Consider the following 15,523-nt stretch of genomic DNA (forward strand, 5'->3'; position numbering starts at 1 on the left):
TCAGGCAACTTGAAGTTTTCCAGGCGGTCATGCAAACCGGCAACATGAGTGCGGCGGCGCGGCTGATCTGCATCACCCCCTCGGCGGTCAGTAAAACCATCTCGCACACGGAACTGCAGCTTGGCTACAAGCTGTTCACCCGGGCCAAAGGCACACTGGCACCCACGCCCGAGGCGCGGGTGCTGTTTGAAGAGTCGACCCTGATTCACCGCAAGCTCGACGAACTCAAACGCATCGCGGTCAACCTGCGCCAGGCCGACGATGGACAAGTGAGGCTCGCCGCCATCCCCTCCATCAGCCATGAATTCCTGCCGCTGGTGCTGGAAAAGCACATGGCGCGCCATCCGCGCGTCAGTGTGGAGGTACGCACCCTGCACCAGGACCAGATGGTGCAGGCCTTGCTGACACGAAGCGTCGACTTTGCGCTGGGCTTTTACGAGCACCCTCACCCGCTGCTGACCAGCACCATGCAGGTGAGCGGCCCGCTTTATCTGTGTGTCACGCGCGATATCTGGCAACGCGCGGTGCGGGCGCGGCGCCAGAACCCGATGACTTTTCTTTCCAGCATGCCGCTGGTTCGACTGGTGGGTGAGGACCCGATGTGCCAGTCGATTGACGAGCTGGCCCGCAACCTGGGCCTGACGGCACCCGCCAACCTGCAGGTGCACACCTCACGGCTGGCACTGGAGCTGGTGAGGCGGGGCATGGGATGGACCGTGGTTGATTTTCTGACAGCCAGCAACCTTGATACATCCACACTCACGGCGGTACCCTTGCATGACTTTGCGCCGATTGCCCTGTACCTTTACTTCGCAAGCAGCACGCCACCCGGCCAGGACGCGCTTCGCATGCTGGACATGCTGCCCGGCCTGTTGCACCAGGTGATGGGGGCGGGCCTGCCGGTGAATCAGATCTAACGGCGGCGTAGCGCGGCGGCCAGCACCACCAGCGCCAGGCCCAGTGCCCAAAGCGGCCACAGCCCGTAACGCGACACCCACTTTGCGTAAGGCGTGATGCCGTTGCGCCCCTCGACCTCGCCCACCAGTGCGCCGCGCGTGTGGCGCGGCAGCTCGTGCGTCACCTTGCCACGGTGGTCGATGATCACCGTGGCGCCGGTGTTGGTGGCGCGCAGCATGGGGCGCTCGAACTCGAGCGCGCGCATGCGCGAAATAGCCAGGTGCTGGTCAATGGCGATGGTGTTGCCGAACCATGCAATGTTGCTGAAGTTGACCAGCACGGTCGGCGCCACGGAGGCATCGCGGAAGCTGGCGCCCAGCTCTTCGCCAAACAGGTCTTCGTAGCAAATGTTGGGCGCCAGCCGCTGGCCCTGCCATTCAAACGGCGGCTGGCCGCGCGCGCCGCGCGAGAAGTCACCCAGTGGGATTTTCATGAGGTCGATGAACCAGCGGAAACCCGGCGGCACAAATTCGCCGAAAGGCACCAGGTGATGCTTGTCATAGCGGAAAGCCTGTGCCTGAGCGAATGTTGAAGCCCCCATGCTCGTCGCTTCGCGTACTTCGCTGCCCCCCGAGGGGGCTGATTTTCCTTGGGGCGGCCCGGCGGAAAACGGCTTGAGCCCGACCACCGAATTGGCATAACCGGTGCCGTAGCTGCCCAACGGGACGCCGATCAGCGCGGCCTGCTGGCCCGTGGAAAAGCGCGCCTGCAGCGCACGCCAGTACCCTTCAGGCAATTGTTGCTGTAGCAAGGGAAGTGAGGTTTCGGGGGCCACCACCAGAGGAGTTTTGGCACCCTGCAGCTGTTCGCCATACCAACGCAGCGCCGTTGCCAGGCCCGTGCCCGGCTGGAATTTCTCGTCCTGCGGAATATTGCCCTGCAGCAGCGTGACCTGCAGACTGCCTGCCGTGGTTGAAGCCGATTTTCCCGCCAACAACGGCCCGGCCGCGATGGCCACTACAACCAGCGGAAACAGCACCAGTTGGCGCTGCGAACGGCTCACCCCAGCCAGGCCGGCAGCGAGGAAGGCCGCCATAAACGTGATGCCATGAACACCCACCCATGGCGCGTAGTCGTCCAGCCAGCCACTCAGATGAGCATAGCCAGCCTCGCCCCATGGGAAGCCGGTGAAAAACTCCATCCGGGCCAACTCCGCCAGTAGCCAGAGCGCTGCAAAAACAATAGCGCGCCGTGTGCCCCCGCCCGGCGCCACCGATACATAAACAGCACAAGCCACGGCGTAGTAGCTCGCCAGAAAAATCGCCAGGCCACCAACCGCCAGCACCGCCAGCGGCGCGGCCAGGCCACCATACACATGCAGCGAAATAAACAACCACCAGAAGATCCCACCTAGCCAGGCGCTGGCGAACAGCCATCCCAGCCACAAGCCCTGCTTGAAGCGGGCGCAACGGTCGAGTTGCCAGGCCAGCACGGCCAGGCTCAGCAGTTGCAGCCACCAGACCGGCTGGCCCTGCGCCAACCCGACGGAAAAAGGCCATGCAAGGCTCAAGGCATGGGCACAGCCAGCTATCAATACAAGAGCGTAATCGAGGAAGGAGAGTCCCTTGCGCTGCTTGGGGTGCCCGATATGCTCCAGCAATGCCGGCATGGTGGGCAACGAAGACATCATGCTATGGATCGAATGTTTGCCCATGGATGCGTTTTCCCTGAAGTGCCTCAGGCGCTCGCCGTCACCGGCGACACCTTGAACCAGCGCACCGCCCCACCCTTGGTGTGCAGCACGGTGAATTGCAGCCCGGCCAGCGCATAAAGCTCGCCACGCTTGGGCACGTGGCCCATCTCGTGGGCGACCAGGCCGCCTATGGTCTCAAAGTCGGTTTCGGGCAATTCAACACCAAAGGCCTCGTTGACGCGCTCAATGGAGGTGTCGCCGCTGACACGGTAGGTGTGGTCGGTCAGGCCGAAAATGTCGCCGTCGTCCTCGGCAATGTCGAACTCGTCTTCGATCTCGCCGACGATCTGCTCAAGCACGTCTTCAATGGTGATGAGCCCCGCGACACGGCCGAACTCGTCAATCACGATGGCCAGGTGGTTGCGGTTGCCGCGAAACTCGCGCAGCAGGTCGTTCAGGCCCTTGCTCTCCGGTACAAACACCGCCGGCCGCAGCAGCGCGCGGATGTTGAGCTCGGGCGCGCGCTGCAGCTTGAGCAAATCCTTGGCCATCAGTATGCCGATGATGTTTTCTTTTTCGTTTTCGTAAACGGGAAAACGCGAGTGGGCGGTGTCGATCACCAGGTGCAGCAGCTCGTCAAAGGGCGCATCGATGTTGATGGCGTCCATGCGGGGGGCGGCCACCATCACTTCCCCGGCCGTCATGTCGGCCATGCGGATCACGCCCTCGAGCATCTCGCGGCTCTGCGCGCCTATGACCTCGTTGTCCTGCGCTTCGACCAGCGTTTCAATCAACTCGGCTTTGGAGTCAGGCCCGGGGTGAAGCATTTCGGCCAGCTTCTGGAGAAAGCCGCGTTTGTCTTCGGGCTTGGGCGGTCTACTGGGGGGGGTGTCGGACACGGAAGTGTTCGGTAGTTGGCAAGCTGCCAAGGATAACGTATTCAAGTGGCGCGCAGCACGGCGTCACAGGCATTCTTCGACAGGCTCGGGAAGAACGGGTAAAAGGTTGAGCGAGCGTGAGGCCATCTCTATTCAAGCGGGGGGCCGCGGGTCCGGCTTTGCCGGCCCGCAGGCGCAGCGGCCCCCTCGGGGCAGGAAGTTACGCGAAGCGAGCGACCGTGGGGGCCGACAGCCTACCGCTGCGGCATGTCCTTGACCGAGTAACCCAGGCTCACAGTGGCATCGGCTGGAATCGGCGGCATGCTGTCATTCCAGCGGCCCCACGCTTCACGCATCGCCGCCAGCCGCTCGGGTTCGCGGCCGGCCAGGTTGGCGCGCTCACGCTCGTCGGCCGGGATGTTGAAGAGGTAGTCGTTGCCGTCCACCCGCAGGTACTTCCAGTCGCCGTCGCGCAACGCCCGCTGGCCCCGGTGGTTCATGCGCCAGTAGAGCGGCCGGTGAAAGCCCTGCCCGGGCTGCTGCAGCACCGGCAGCAGCGAGATGCCGTCCAGCGGGTAGCCGGGGTCGGCCGCTACGCCGGCCGCGGCCAGCAAGGTGGCCGACCAGTCCATGCTCATGCAGTGCTGCTCGCTAACCAGGCCCGCGGCTATCTGCGCCGGCCAGTGTGCAATCCACGGCACCCGGATGCCGCCTTCCGTGAGGTCCATCTTGCCGCCGACCAGCGGCCAGTTGTCGGAAAAACGTTCGCCGCCGTTGTCGCTGGTGAACACCACCAGCGTGTTGTCGGCCAGCCCATGCCGGCGCAGCGCGTCCATCACCTGGCCGATGCCTTCGTCCATGTGGTGGATCATGCGGCGGTAGCTGTGGATGTTGCCGCCGTGCAGGTGAAACAGGTTGTGCTTGATGTCCTGTGCCAGTGCCTCGTCGTCACGCGTTTCCCAGGGCCAGTGCGGTGCGGTGTAGTGCATGCTCAGAAAGAAAGGCGTGCCGGCTTGGGCGCCACCGGCCATGCGGGCTATGTAGTCCACCGAGCGCTGCGAGATCAGATCTGTCAGGTAGCCGTCTTCCTTTTTTTCTTCCTCGCCGAACCACAGGTCGTGGCTGCCGTTCGATGAGCAATGCGTGAAGTAGTCCACCCCGCCGGACATGGGGCCAAAAAACTCTTCATAGCCCGAACGCAAGGGCCCGAAAGATGGCGGATAGCCGAGATGCCATTTACCCATTAAGGCCGTTCGATAGCCACTCGCCTTCAGCAGCGAGGGCAGCGTGGGGTGTTCGGGCGGCAGGCCCAGCGTGGTGCTGCCACGGCTTTTGTTGTTGATCGGCTCTTCGGCAGCACCGCGAAGGCGGTACTGATAACGCGCCGTCATCAGCGCAAAGCGGGTGGGTGAACATACCGGGGAGTTAGCATACCCCTGGGTGAACTTCACTCCTCCGGCGGCCAGGCTGTCGAGCACGGGGGAGACAGGTGCCCGCCCGCCGTAGCAGCCCAGGTCAGCGTAACCAAGATCGTCTGCGACGATGAAGACGATGTTGGGGCGTGGCGAGGCGGCCAAAGCTGTGTTCACCCGCTCAGGATTCGGGCTTGAAGCCCGAGCGCCGGATCACCGGCGCCCACTGTTTGTTGAAGGCCTCGAACGACGCCTGCGTCTGCGCCCGGGTCATGGCCACCGGCACCATTTTGGCGGCCGTGAATTTGGCGCGTGTTTCGGGCTCGGACATGATCTGGAACACCGTCTTGCTCAGCAGCTCCACCGTGGCCATGGGTGTCGTGGACGGGGCAAAAAACGTGTTCCAGCCGACGGCACTCAGCGGCAGCCCCTGCTCCTTGAAAGTGGGCACAGTGGGCGAAAACGGCGAACGCTTGACGCCCGAGGTGGCCAGGATGCGCAGCTTGCCGCCTTCATGCTGCGGCAGCAAGGAATCCAGCGTGTCAAACGCCAGCGGAATCTGCCCGCCGATCAGGTCAGTGATCAGCGGAGCGGAGCCCCGGTAACCCACCACCTCGATTTTCACTTGCGCCATGTAGCTGAGCATCAATGCGAAAAAATGCGGCAGGCTGCCGGTGCCGGGCACGCCGGCATTGGCCTTGTTGGGGTTGGCGCGAATCCACGCCAGCATGTGCTGCACCTCCTTGACCGGCAGGGCTGAACCCACCGCCACGCCAAAATCGTAATCCGTGACTGCCGCGACCGGGACGAAGTCCTTTTGCACGTCATACTTAAGGTCTTTATAGATGAGCGGCGACACGCTCATCATGGCGGGGTTGCCGATCAGCAACACCGTCTGCTCCGGCGGTGTATTGACCAGTTGCTGCGCAGCCAACCGGCCACCCGCACCCACGCGATTCTCCACAATCACCGTCCGTTTGAGCAACTGCTGCAGGCGGTCAGCCACCAGCCGGGCCGCGCGGTCGGTACCGCCGCCCGGCGGATAACCCACCACAATACGCATCGGTCCGCTTTGGGCACGCGCCCAGCGTGGCAAGGCAACACTGGCAGCCAGCGCCCCGGCGGCGGCGGTGTGGACCAGGACTTTGCGGCGGTTGAGCACAAGCGACGCGGGCAGAAGGGGCTGTGGCATGATGATTCTCCGGTTTTGAGCCGCGATTGTCCCGGCGCAACCATTGATTGCGGAAATCAATCATTCCCGGTAATAACCCTGATGCCCAGCCCCTCTCCAGCCGTGCCGCGCCTGGCGCAACCAGAAACTCTTGACGATCTCCTGTTGTACCGGCTGAGCCGCCTGCAGGCGGCGGCCGGTGGCGTCGTGGTTCGCTACTGCGAAGGCCAGTTCGGCATCACCCGGCGCGAGTGGCGCGTCCTGGCCGTGCTGGCTGCGCGCGGACCCATGGGCTCGTCCGAGCTTGCGGAACAGGCGCACCTGGATCGCCCGCGCACCTCCAAGGCCGTGACGGGGCTGGCCGGCAAAAAGCTGATCAGCCGCACCAGCCGGGCCGGGGATGCACGGCATATCCAGCTGGCGCTCACGCTTGCGGGTGTTGCATTGCACGGTGAGCTTTTTCCACTGGTCAGCCGGATCAACCGCGACGTGCTTGCGGCCCTGACGCCCCAGGAAACGGCAATGCTCGGTGACATGCTGGAACGCCTGCAGCAACGCGCCGACGTCATGGCTGAGCAGGACGGCCTTCCACTTGCCGACCGGCGCCATGGCAGCAGCGCGCGGCGCTACAAACCCGCTGCAGATTGACTTTTGAGCCTGGAGGCCCTCTCCATTTAAGCAGGGGCCGCGGGTCCGGCTTTGCCGGCCCGCAGGCGCAGCGGCCCCCGAGGGGCTGGAGCCTGCGGCTCCAAACCTGCTTGGGCAGGTTTGGACAGGCGACAGAAGCGAAGCCTCTGGCGAGCGGCGGCCTGCAAGGTGCAGGGAGCTACACGCAGTGAGCGCCCGTGGGGGCTCTATACCTTTCGACTGTCGCGCACACCCTGCCGCACTTCCTGAACCATGGCGAGGATGCCCCAAAACTGCTTGGCCTGGACTTTCAGGCGGTAGTCGGTTTGGGCGATCTGCTCTTCGACGATCTCGGTCATGCGCGAATCCAGGTCGGCCGGCGGCAGCTTGAGGTAGGCCTCGCTCTCGGAGCCATCGCGCTCGATCACTGCGCCGGCCTTGCGGGCGATGTTGAGCATGGCGGTGTTTTCGCTGAGCGCGTGAATGAACATCATGCTCACGCCGTCATTGCGCGAATGCATCACGGCTCGGTCGAACAGGCGCGCGCCGTAGCCGCGCCCGCGCGCGTGCTGGAGCACCGACACGCCAAATTCGGCACAGCTTTTGAGTTCAGGGTCGATGGACAGCGCCAGGTGCGCCATGGCAATGAGTTCCAGCTTGCGGTTGTAAATGCCAAAGATCTCGTCGCGCTCGAAGTTCAGGCCTGCAACGTAGCGGTGGATCTGCTCGTCGCTGGCGGCGTAGCCAAAACGCAGGTAACGGTCATGCGCGTCGAGTGCCAGCAGATGTTTTTCAATGCGCTTGCCGTGGCTGGGGCCAATCGAGCGGATGGGCACCATCACGGGCGCCCTGTGCGGGGCGCGCGTGGAAGCTTCCACAGGCGCGCGGAAGAACTCCTTGCCTGCGGAAAGGGATGCTTTGAACAAAGTGCCAGGGGTAACCATGGGTTAAATATAAGGGTTTTCCCTAGAATATCCAGTCTTGAAGGCCATTCGGGCCAGCGGATGAGGGAGCTTGCCCCAATTTCAAGCAAAAATGGCATCCAGCCTTTTATCCACGGGCACTAGAGGCTATTAAAAACGTAGCACTATGCTGCACCGGTGGCTGCCTTGCTGGCATTAATCGACCCGAAAGGGAGGCCAGCCCCTAAATTAGCCTCTGTCTGGGGGATTAGGCGCCGGCCATGCCACCCCCGCAAGCGGGTCAACGCTAAAGGAAGCGTTGAAGCCCTGCGGCGCTTCCATACATTAAACCGGCACCGCAGTGGTGGTCTTGACGCGGTCCAGCACAAAACTGGTCTTGCAGTCCTGCACGCTGGGGTGCTTGAGCAGGGTGTCCATGATGAAGCGGCTGTAGTGGCCCATGTCGGCGACCACCACGCGCAACAGGTAATCCATCTCGCCGGTCAGCGCAGCGCATTCCACCACCTCCGGCCAGGTCTGCACGCTGGCGCGAAACAGGTCCATGGGATTGCGCTTGTGGGATTCGGTGTGCTTTTCGAGCCGCACATTGATATAGGCCGTGAGCCCCAGTCCCACTGACTCGGGCTTGACCAGCGCCACATAACGGTCGATCACGCCGCTTTCCTCCAGCCGCTTGACGCGCCGCAGCACCGCGCTGGGCGACAGGCTGACCTGCTCGGCAATCTGCTCATAGGTGGCCCGACCGTCGGCTTGAAGGCTGCGCAGTATGAGCTTGTCCAGCTTATCTAATGCTTCCATAGCGTACATTCTGCAGCTTTACTGCGTGTTTATCAATGATGGCGCCACGATTTGCATAAAAATTGATCACTCACGCGTTTAAGCTGGATGTGCCTGTATTTTCTGAACCGCCTGGAGACACACCATGAACGCAGCCATTACCAAACCCACCCCTTCTTCAGCGCCGCCCGCCGCGGTCGCCTGGGACAACCCCATGGGCACCGACGGCTTCGAGTTCATTGAATACGCCGCCCCTGATCCGGCCGCCATGGGCGCCTTGTTCGAGCGCATGGGCTTCAAGCCGATTGCCAAACACCGCCACAAAAACGTGACCTTGTACCGCCAAGGCGGCATCAACTTCATCATCAACGCCGAGCCCGACTCCTTTGCCCAGCGGTTTGCGCGCCAGCATGGCCCCAGCGTTTGCGCCATCGCCTTCCGCGTGCAGGACGCCAAAGCCGCTTCCGAGCGCGCGATAGCCTTGGGCGCCTGGGGTTATGCCCACACCGCCGGACCGGGCGAGCTGAACATCCCCGCCATCAAGGGCATTGGCGACTCCATCATTTACTTCATCGACCGCTGGCGCGGCAAGAACGGCGCCAAGGACGGCGACATCGGCAACATCGGTTTCTTCGATGTGGACTTTGAGCCCCTGCCAGGGGCCGAACTGAACCCCGTGGGCCACGGCTTGACCTACATCGACCACCTGACCCACAACGTGCACCGTGGCCGCATGGCCGAATGGTCGGGCTTTTACGAGCGCCTGTTCAACTTCCGTGAAGTGCGCTACTTCGACATCGAAGGCGAAGCCACAGGCGTCAAGAGCAAGGCCATGACCAGCCCCTGCGGCAAGATCCGCATCCCGATCAACGAAGAGGGCAACGAAAAAGCCGGCCAGATCCAGGAGTATCTGGACCGCTATCAGGGCGAAGGCATCCAGCACATCGCCATGGGCTCGGACGACCTGTACGCCACGGTGGACGCCCTGCAACTGAGCGGCATGAAGCTGCTGTCGACCGGCGACACCTATTACGAACTACTCGACAAGCGCATCCCCGGGCACGGAGAGAACGTGGCTGAGCTGCAGGCGCGAAACATCCTGGTGGACGGCACGCCCGGTGAGCTGCTGCTGCAGATCTTCAGCGAAAACCAGCTTGGTCCGATCTTCTTTGAGTTCATCCAGCGCAAGGGCAACCAGGGCTTTGGCGAAGGCAACTTCAAGGCCTTGTTTGAAAGCATTGAGCTGGACCAGATGCGCCGCGGCGGGCTCGAGAAGGCATGAAGAACAGCATGCCACAGGAGGAAACAAACGCCGGGGCACGCGCCGCGAAGGGCCGCCCCGAGCAAGCGACGGCCCCCTCGGGGGGCAGCGAACCACACGCAGTGGGGAGCGTGGGGGTCACATCCTACGGGGCCAGTGAGCGCCCGCCGCGCGGCGATTATTCACGCGCGGCCGCCGACTACACCTGCCCACAGGATTACGACAGCTATACCGCCGCCGACCACGACACCTACCGCCGCCTGTATGAGCGCCAGACCGCGCTGCTACCCGGCCTGGCCTGCGACGAGTTCATCGCCGCCCTGCCCTCGCTGGGCGCCAGCGACCATATTCCGCGGTTTGAAGATATCAACCAACGCCTGCGCAAAGCAACCGGCTGGGAAATCGTCACCGTGCCCGGGCTGATTCCCGAGGTGCCTTTCTTCACGCTGCTGGCCAACCGCAAGTTTCCGGTGACCGACTGGATCAGAAAGCCGGAAGAGTTCGACTACATCGTCGAGCCCGATGTTTTTCACGACCTGTTCGGCCATGTGCCCCTGCTTTTCAACCCCGTCTTTGCCGACCATATGCAGGAATACGGCAAGGGCGGACTCAAGGCGCACAGCCTGGGCGCCTGCGAGCAACTGAGCCGGCTCTATTGGTACACCGTCGAGTTCGGGCTGATCCAGCAAAAAAACGGCCTGCGCGCCTATGGTGCAGGCATTTTGAGCTCGTCGGGCGAGCTTCAGTATTCAGTGCAAAGCCCAGAGCCCCAGCGCCTGCCGCTGGATATCGAACGTGTCATGCGCGCCCGCTACAAAATCGACAGCTATCAGCAGACCTACTTTGTGATCAACAGCTTCCAGGAGCTGTTCGATAAAACAGCGCCGGATTTCACGCCGGTTTATGAGCGGCTGAAAGGGATGCCGGAGTTGACTGCAGATGCTATGAACAAAGGTGTTCTGGAGAAATTTTGAGGAAACGTAGCAACTCGGTATAGTGACTTCTCCATAACTATTTCGAAGGAACTCACCGTGCAAACTGTCAACCTAGGTTCGAAATGGAATTTTTCCTGCAATTCCAAGCCGCAGCAAGTCGACCAGAGAGTCCATTTCGGCGGCGGCTGGGTCTCCCCTCCGGATGTGAAGGAACATGTGCGGCAAGGGCAGGAGCGCGCAGCCTCCCGCCAAGACGTGCCTACGGGGCCCGAAAAGGCATCTTGAGCCGCTCTTCCTATTGAAAAAGGCCGCCTTCAGCGGCTTTTTTTCTACCTGCAACGGTTTAAGCGAGGCCATTAGCTCCCTGCGGTGCATCCTCATTTGCCTTTCCTAACGCAAGAAAGTCGTCATGGTTGATCTTTCAGCTGTCTCAAGAGTTGTCGTTGTCGGTGGCGGAACCGCTGGCTGGCTATCCGCCCTGGAGATGCGACACACGTTTGCGACTTCGGTGGAGGTCGTACTTGTTGAATCGGAGGCCATAGGCATCCTCGGAGCGGGTGAAGGAACGGTTCCAAACATACTTTCGGCCTTGCAGCGGTATGGCATTGAGCAGGATAAGTTCATGACCGCCACCCAAGCCACCTTTAAGCTCGGCGTTGAATTTGAAGGCTGGCGGGAAGCGAGGCATATCTATCACCACCTGTTCTCGTTTCACAACGAATCGGTTGACCTGGCCTCTTGGCGCACCAACGGAGCCTATCCGTTCATGTCTGCCTTGGTAGCCGCTGGCGTGCCGCTCGGCGAATTCCCGGCATCGGCGCAATGGATTCGTGACCAAGCCAGCCAGGCGGAGGTCAAGGAGCGGCTTGGCGCGTCCGAGCTGGAAGGGTTCGCCTATCACTTCGACGCGCCGCTCGTGGCGAAATTTCTCAGGGCACACGCTGAATCCCAAGGTGTGCGGCGCCACAACGCTACCGTAGCCGACGTTGAGCTCGACTCGAGCGGATCGCTTACCGCCGTGCTGACGGACAAGGGCCGCATTGAAGGCGACTTCTTTGTCGACGCCACCGGCATGGCTCGCTTGATCCTGTTGAAAAAACTGGGCATCCCTTGGAAGAGTTTTTCCGACTACCTGATTCTCGACTCGGCTTTGCCTTTTCTGCTGCCACACAACCAACCCCATCCCCAACTTGTGACCCGTTCGGTGGCGCTGGACGCCGGCTGGATGTGGGTCATTCCGACGGGCGGTCGTCTCGGCTGCGGTTATGTCTACAGCAGCAAACATGTGTCCCGGGAGCAGGCCTTGGCGGAGGTGTCAACGTATTGGGGCACCGATGTCGAGCCTATAAATCACATCAAGTTTTCGCCTGGCCGCCTGGAGCAATGCTGGTTCAAAAATGTCATGGCCGTGGGCCTGTCATCAGGCTTTGTGGAGCCTCTGGAAGCCACCTCGATTGGTCAAACCATTGACCAACTCATGAGTTTTGGCGACCTCATGCAGGAGGGGCAGTACCGGGTGACAGACCACATGAGGGATGTCTTCAATCAGAAAGTTGCGTCCTACTGGGATGGAATTCTCGACTTTTTGGTGCTGCACTATGACACCGCAAGGTCTGACACGCAGTTCTGGAAAGACGTTCAGGCTCTGCCCAGGCCAGCCCAGTACATCGAACTCAAACGCTTGTTCCAGACACGATTGCCGCGCGAAGTGGACCTGCTTCCATATGAGCTGTTTGGAAAGCACCTTTTCGGGCTTGCAAGCTGGGTCTCTGTCGGAGCCCCCATGGGGATCATGCCTGCTAACACCGCAGATAAGGACCTGATCGGCCTGTCGAAAGAGGAACTGGACAAGCTGAGCCGCTTCGTCGCAACCGTGCGGCCGCCTGCGCACGAGCCCTCCCGAAAAGACCTCGCTCCAGTTGCCTGATCTCACACGGGCCGGACTTTAAGCGATTAATGCAAGGTCAAAGCACCACGCATGGCGAGCCTTGGAGGCAGGTAATTTATTAAGGAAAATCGGGTTCAGCCCAATAAATATGGGCGCGAACAGCTATGCAAACGATAGCAATAGTGCCGACCAGCCAATCAACAACCTTCCGTGCTTGACATGTCTACGATGCTTTAGTCTGTATTGCTTGGCCTCGTACGTAGATCCAGGCGGCAGGAATTAGCGCAGACAGACTGGCGTAGACAGCAAAAACCATTGGAATCCGCGCCTGAATCGCCAAACCGTGCAGCAAAGGCCCGGCCGCCGCGCCAAGGAAGATCGCGCCGACCAGCCAAGGGCCTGCGGTGGCCGGGTTGTCCTGCACTACGGCCGCCTGCAGCCTTGCGGACAGCACATTCAGCCCAAGTTCCCACAGCAACAGGCTCAACATGAAACTGACGGCATCGCTGGTCACCGCCATGCCGAGCACGCCCACCGCCACCACCACGCCTGGAAAGAAAAGATCGTCTTTTACTTTGTCCGGCGGGCGCACAACACTGACGAGCAAAACAAGCCCTGCCGCAGTTTTGCAAAAGGCAATGGCATACGCGAGATGCTCAAGCACCACACCGCGCTGCTGAACGTTTTGCACGGCGTAAGCCAGGAATCCCGGCTGGCCTACGAATAGCAGAAAGATCACCACGAGGCCCACCAGTCGGTCCGGTCGTACGGCGGGTTTGGCGGAGCCAGCCACAGGCGGGTGTACTGGCGAGGCCACAGCAGGGGTTCGATAGAGCACAAGCCCGACGCCAGTAATCGCCAGAAAAACGACGCCTAGCTGCAGCATCAAAAATGCATAGCCAGCGAACCCTCCTGTCAATTGCACCGCCACAATCGCCAAGCCGCTGACGAGCAAAGTCACGGCCAGCCGCAAAGCAAAGGCAGAATGCCGATTGGCCGCAGCGGCGGCCGTGGTGGCGCCCAGAAATTGCAATGCTCCACAGGCCGCACCGATCACAAACCAGCAAGCCAGCATGGCCTGCGAATACAAGCTGGCCGATACCAGCACGCTAGCCATCAGAAGGCTCACCGCAGCGATCGCATGAGCCCGGCTCAACCGGACAAACTTGAGCGCGGGCAATCCCAAGGTGGTAACCATCTGGCCAAGCATGTAGGCGCTGGCGATCAACCCGGCCTGTGCAAACGGAAGCCGGGACTCCGCGACCAATGCCACCACAAGCAGGGGCATGAGATGCAGCGGCAAAGAGGCAGCCGCGGAAAGGAGGCTGGCGCCGAAAACGGGAAACACCACCCGCTTACTCTTCGTGCTTTGTACGTTTACGCGTGGCAGCGGTGTACTGCCCCGACTCCGGGGCCTCATTGGGTACTTCCACCCGAATCGTTTTGCGATAGCCTACCCAGTCTTCAGCGGTCATCGCGGGCTCTCCGTTGGGCATGAGGCCCAGGCCATCGCGCTCAGCAAACTTGTGGGCACGTTCACCATAGGTGTTGCGGATCAAAGGCTGCACCTGAAACAGCGGCATGACCTTGAGGATATTGATCGGCACGTCGGTGGCGAGCAACTGGATATTGATGAACAGGGGAAAAGGCTGGAATCGATCAGACTCAAGCAAGCCCTCGAAACACGAGAACTGGTGGCTGGCGCGGATATTGGCCAGTGGACGGATCAGCACGCTCCAGTCTGCCCGCGTGGCGCACAAGAGACCTGACCAGATCTGAACAAAGCCCCGCATCGGTAAAACCGACAGATAGGGGGGCGCCAGGCCCTTGATGTCTTCCGGTGCGTGCTCGTCCCAGTAGTCGGAAAAACCAGGCAGGTAGGCTTGGGAAAGCGGCGTCCATTCCTGGGTCTCAAGATCCAGATAGGAGACGTCCGCGCCATTCCACTTGAGCGAAATGTCTTCTGGCGGAAAGATGTACCAGCCAAACGATGATGCGGTGCGCATCGGCTCGCAATGCCGGAAAGCCATGGTCGGCATGGTGCCCAATGCCGCCTTGTCCGCCCGCATGGGCGGAATGGCAGCCGGATAAACACTGTGAAAGGTGACGGTAGGCCCGTCCTCGTAATTGTTATCCGGCTGCATCTGTACTTGTCCCGACCTGTCTGTTTTTAAGCTTGCCGCTTGGCGAAATGCGCAGCGAGGGTCGGCGTGATCCAGCCACCGCCCATCAGGACCACCGCTTTACGAGCCACATGCGCTTTGACGACGGGAGAAATATAGCCGGAGCCAGACACCACGCGCTTCTGAACGTGTGTTTTGACGCTCGGGTTGATGGTACCAGCCCCCATTTGCACAGTCCTTTTTTGCAAATGTGCTTTCACCGCAGGGCTGATGAACCCGCTGCCCATCTGAACGGTCTTCTTTTGCAGATGAGACTTCACCGCTGGACTGATCCAACCAGTTCCCATTTCCACTTTTTTCTTCGCCAGATGCACGGCCAGGGTCGGCGTGATCCACCCTCCACCCATGAGAACCGTTTTCTTCTGCAACTGAGTTTTCACGGTAGGGGAAATAGTGCCCGCGCCCGACACTACGCGCTTTTGGACATGCTTCTTGACAGCCGGAGATATCATTCCCGAACCCATTTGCACAGTCTTTTTCTGGAAGTGAGCTTTAATGGCTGGGCTGATCCAGCCAGATCCCATTTCCACTTTTTTCTTCGCCAGATGAGTCGCCAGGGCCGGAGTGATCACCCCTCCGCCCATCAAGACCACCGGCTTTTTCTGCACATGCGCCTTGACGGCCGGGAAAATAAAGCCCGCACCAAACTGCACTTTTGTCGTCTGCATCTGACTCTCCTGATAAAAGATTGATAGCCACCCGGACGAGTAGCCGAAGGCAATCTAACACGCAGCCCCACTGCTCAATCAAGATATTTCCTCACCACTCGACCAAACAGTCGTTATTCAACGACAGCGGACTGTGACCAAGTAGCGTGCAACCTGCGCGCTTTGCCCGTCACGCAAATCTTTTCGGTTACATGGCGGTAGCTCTGTGTC

At 61.0% G+C, this 15,523-nt stretch carries 14 protein-coding genes; 5 read left to right on the plus strand and 9 right to left on the minus strand.

Annotation, left to right across the window (positions count from 1 at the left end; all coding sequences use genetic code 11):
• A partial coding sequence (locus ABI660_RS12015) for a LysR family transcriptional regulator (protein WP_348068249.1) occupies window positions 1-917 on the plus strand: 917 nt, incomplete at its 5' end.
• On the opposite strand, the gene lnt is transcribed toward ABI660_RS12015, so the two are convergent.
• From lnt to ABI660_RS12035, 4 genes are all read right to left on the minus strand, one after another.
• Window positions 914-2,611, minus strand: a complete 1,698-nt coding sequence (lnt, locus tag ABI660_RS12020; RefSeq protein WP_348068251.1) for an apolipoprotein N-acyltransferase — start codon at window positions 2,609-2,611, stop codon at window positions 914-916. The genes ABI660_RS12015 and lnt overlap by 4 nt on opposite strands.
• Window positions 2,612-2,634: 23 nt before the next feature.
• Window positions 2,635-3,489, minus strand: coding sequence for a transporter associated domain-containing protein (locus ABI660_RS12025; protein WP_348068253.1), 855 nt, complete (start codon window positions 3,487-3,489; stop codon window positions 2,635-2,637).
• A gap of 233 nt (window positions 3,490-3,722) precedes the next feature.
• On the minus strand, window positions 3,723-5,057 hold the full coding sequence (locus tag ABI660_RS12030) for a sulfatase-like hydrolase/transferase (protein WP_348068255.1): 1,335 nt from the start codon (window positions 5,055-5,057) through the stop codon (window positions 3,723-3,725).
• Between the two features lie 4 nt (window positions 5,058-5,061).
• Window positions 5,062-6,072, minus strand: coding sequence for a tripartite tricarboxylate transporter substrate-binding protein (locus ABI660_RS12035; protein ID WP_348068257.1), 1,011 nt, complete (start codon window positions 6,070-6,072; stop codon window positions 5,062-5,064).
• An 81-nt stretch (window positions 6,073-6,153) separates the two neighbouring features.
• On the opposite strand from ABI660_RS12035, the gene ABI660_RS12040 reads away from it, so the two are divergent.
• Window positions 6,154-6,699 carry a MarR family winged helix-turn-helix transcriptional regulator gene (locus ABI660_RS12040; protein ID WP_348068259.1) on the plus strand — a complete coding sequence of 182 codons (546 nt, stop codon included), beginning with the start codon at window positions 6,154-6,156 and terminating at the stop codon, window positions 6,697-6,699.
• A gap of 206 nt (window positions 6,700-6,905) precedes the next feature.
• On the opposite strand, the gene ABI660_RS12045 is transcribed toward ABI660_RS12040, so the two are convergent.
• The gene (locus ABI660_RS12045) at window positions 6,906-7,622 is read right to left on the minus strand and encodes a GNAT family N-acetyltransferase (RefSeq protein ID WP_348068261.1); all 717 of its coding nucleotides are present in this window, start codon (window positions 7,620-7,622) and stop codon (window positions 6,906-6,908) included.
• 303 nt (window positions 7,623-7,925) lie between these two features.
• Window positions 7,926-8,399: an Lrp/AsnC family transcriptional regulator gene (locus tag ABI660_RS12050; RefSeq protein WP_300560062.1), complete on the minus strand. Its 474-nt coding sequence runs from the start codon at window positions 8,397-8,399 to the stop codon at window positions 7,926-7,928.
• Window positions 8,400-8,523: 124 nt separating this feature from the next.
• Here ABI660_RS12050 and hppD point away from each other — a divergent pair, with 124 nt between their 5' ends.
• The 3 genes from hppD to ABI660_RS12065 all read left to right on the plus strand — a co-directional run bounded on the left by hppD (window position 8,524) and on the right by ABI660_RS12065 (window position 12,501).
• Window positions 8,524-9,660 carry a 4-hydroxyphenylpyruvate dioxygenase gene (hppD, locus tag ABI660_RS12055; protein WP_348068264.1) on the plus strand — a complete coding sequence of 379 codons (1,137 nt, stop codon included), beginning with the start codon at window positions 8,524-8,526 and terminating at the stop codon, window positions 9,658-9,660.
• 110 nt (window positions 9,661-9,770) lie between these two features.
• Complete coding sequence (gene phhA, locus ABI660_RS12060) at window positions 9,771-10,613, plus strand: phenylalanine 4-monooxygenase (RefSeq protein WP_348068266.1); 843 nt, start codon at window positions 9,771-9,773, stop codon at window positions 10,611-10,613.
• A 370-nt stretch (window positions 10,614-10,983) separates the two neighbouring features.
• Entirely contained in the window at window positions 10,984-12,501 is a 1,518-nt protein-coding gene (locus ABI660_RS12065; RefSeq protein WP_348068268.1) for a tryptophan halogenase family protein, read from the plus strand.
• 184 nt (window positions 12,502-12,685) lie between these two features.
• Here ABI660_RS12065 and ABI660_RS12070 read toward each other — a convergent pair whose 3' ends face one another.
• From ABI660_RS12070 to ABI660_RS12080, 3 genes are all read right to left on the minus strand, one after another.
• Entirely contained in the window at window positions 12,686-13,690 is a 1,005-nt protein-coding gene (locus ABI660_RS12070) for a hypothetical protein (RefSeq protein WP_348068270.1), read from the minus strand.
• Between the two features lie 127 nt (window positions 13,691-13,817).
• Complete coding sequence (locus ABI660_RS12075) at window positions 13,818-14,606, minus strand: hypothetical protein (protein WP_348068272.1); 789 nt, start codon at window positions 14,604-14,606, stop codon at window positions 13,818-13,820.
• Between the two features lie 26 nt (window positions 14,607-14,632).
• Window positions 14,633-15,313: a hypothetical protein gene (locus ABI660_RS12080; RefSeq protein ID WP_348068274.1), complete on the minus strand. Its 681-nt coding sequence runs from the start codon at window positions 15,311-15,313 to the stop codon at window positions 14,633-14,635.
• Window positions 15,314-15,523 lie beyond the last annotated feature (210 nt).

It is taken from the genome of Polaromonas sp. (assembly GCF_039930745.1).
Classification (GTDB): Bacteria; Pseudomonadota; Gammaproteobacteria; order Burkholderiales; family Burkholderiaceae_C; genus Polaromonas.

Bases quoted from the DNA above. Each gene is read 5' to 3' on its own strand.
- ABI660_RS12040 (WP_348068259.1), top strand. From the start codon at position 6,154: ATGCCCAGCCCCTCTCCAGCCGTGCCGCGCCTGGCGCAACCAGAAACT.
- ABI660_RS12075 (WP_348068272.1), bottom strand. From the start codon at position 14,606: ATGCAGCCGGATAACAATTACGAGGACGGGCCTACCGTCACCTTTCAC.
- ABI660_RS12065 (WP_348068268.1), top strand. From the start codon at position 10,984: ATGGTTGATCTTTCAGCTGTCTCAAGAGTTGTCGTTGTCGGTGGCGGA.
- ABI660_RS12035 (WP_348068257.1), bottom strand. From the start codon at position 6,072: ATGCCACAGCCCCTTCTGCCCGCGTCGCTTGTGCTCAACCGCCGCAAA.
- hppD (WP_348068264.1), top strand. From the start codon at position 8,524: ATGAACGCAGCCATTACCAAACCCACCCCTTCTTCAGCGCCGCCCGCC.
- ABI660_RS12050 (WP_300560062.1), bottom strand. From the start codon at position 8,399: ATGGAAGCATTAGATAAGCTGGACAAGCTCATACTGCGCAGCCTTCAA.
- ABI660_RS12045 (WP_348068261.1), bottom strand. From the start codon at position 7,622: ATGGTTACCCCTGGCACTTTGTTCAAAGCATCCCTTTCCGCAGGCAAG.
- lnt (WP_348068251.1), bottom strand. From the start codon at position 2,611: ATGGGCAAACATTCGATCCATAGCATGATGTCTTCGTTGCCCACCATG.
- ABI660_RS12080 (WP_348068274.1), bottom strand. From the start codon at position 15,313: ATGCAGACGACAAAAGTGCAGTTTGGTGCGGGCTTTATTTTCCCGGCC.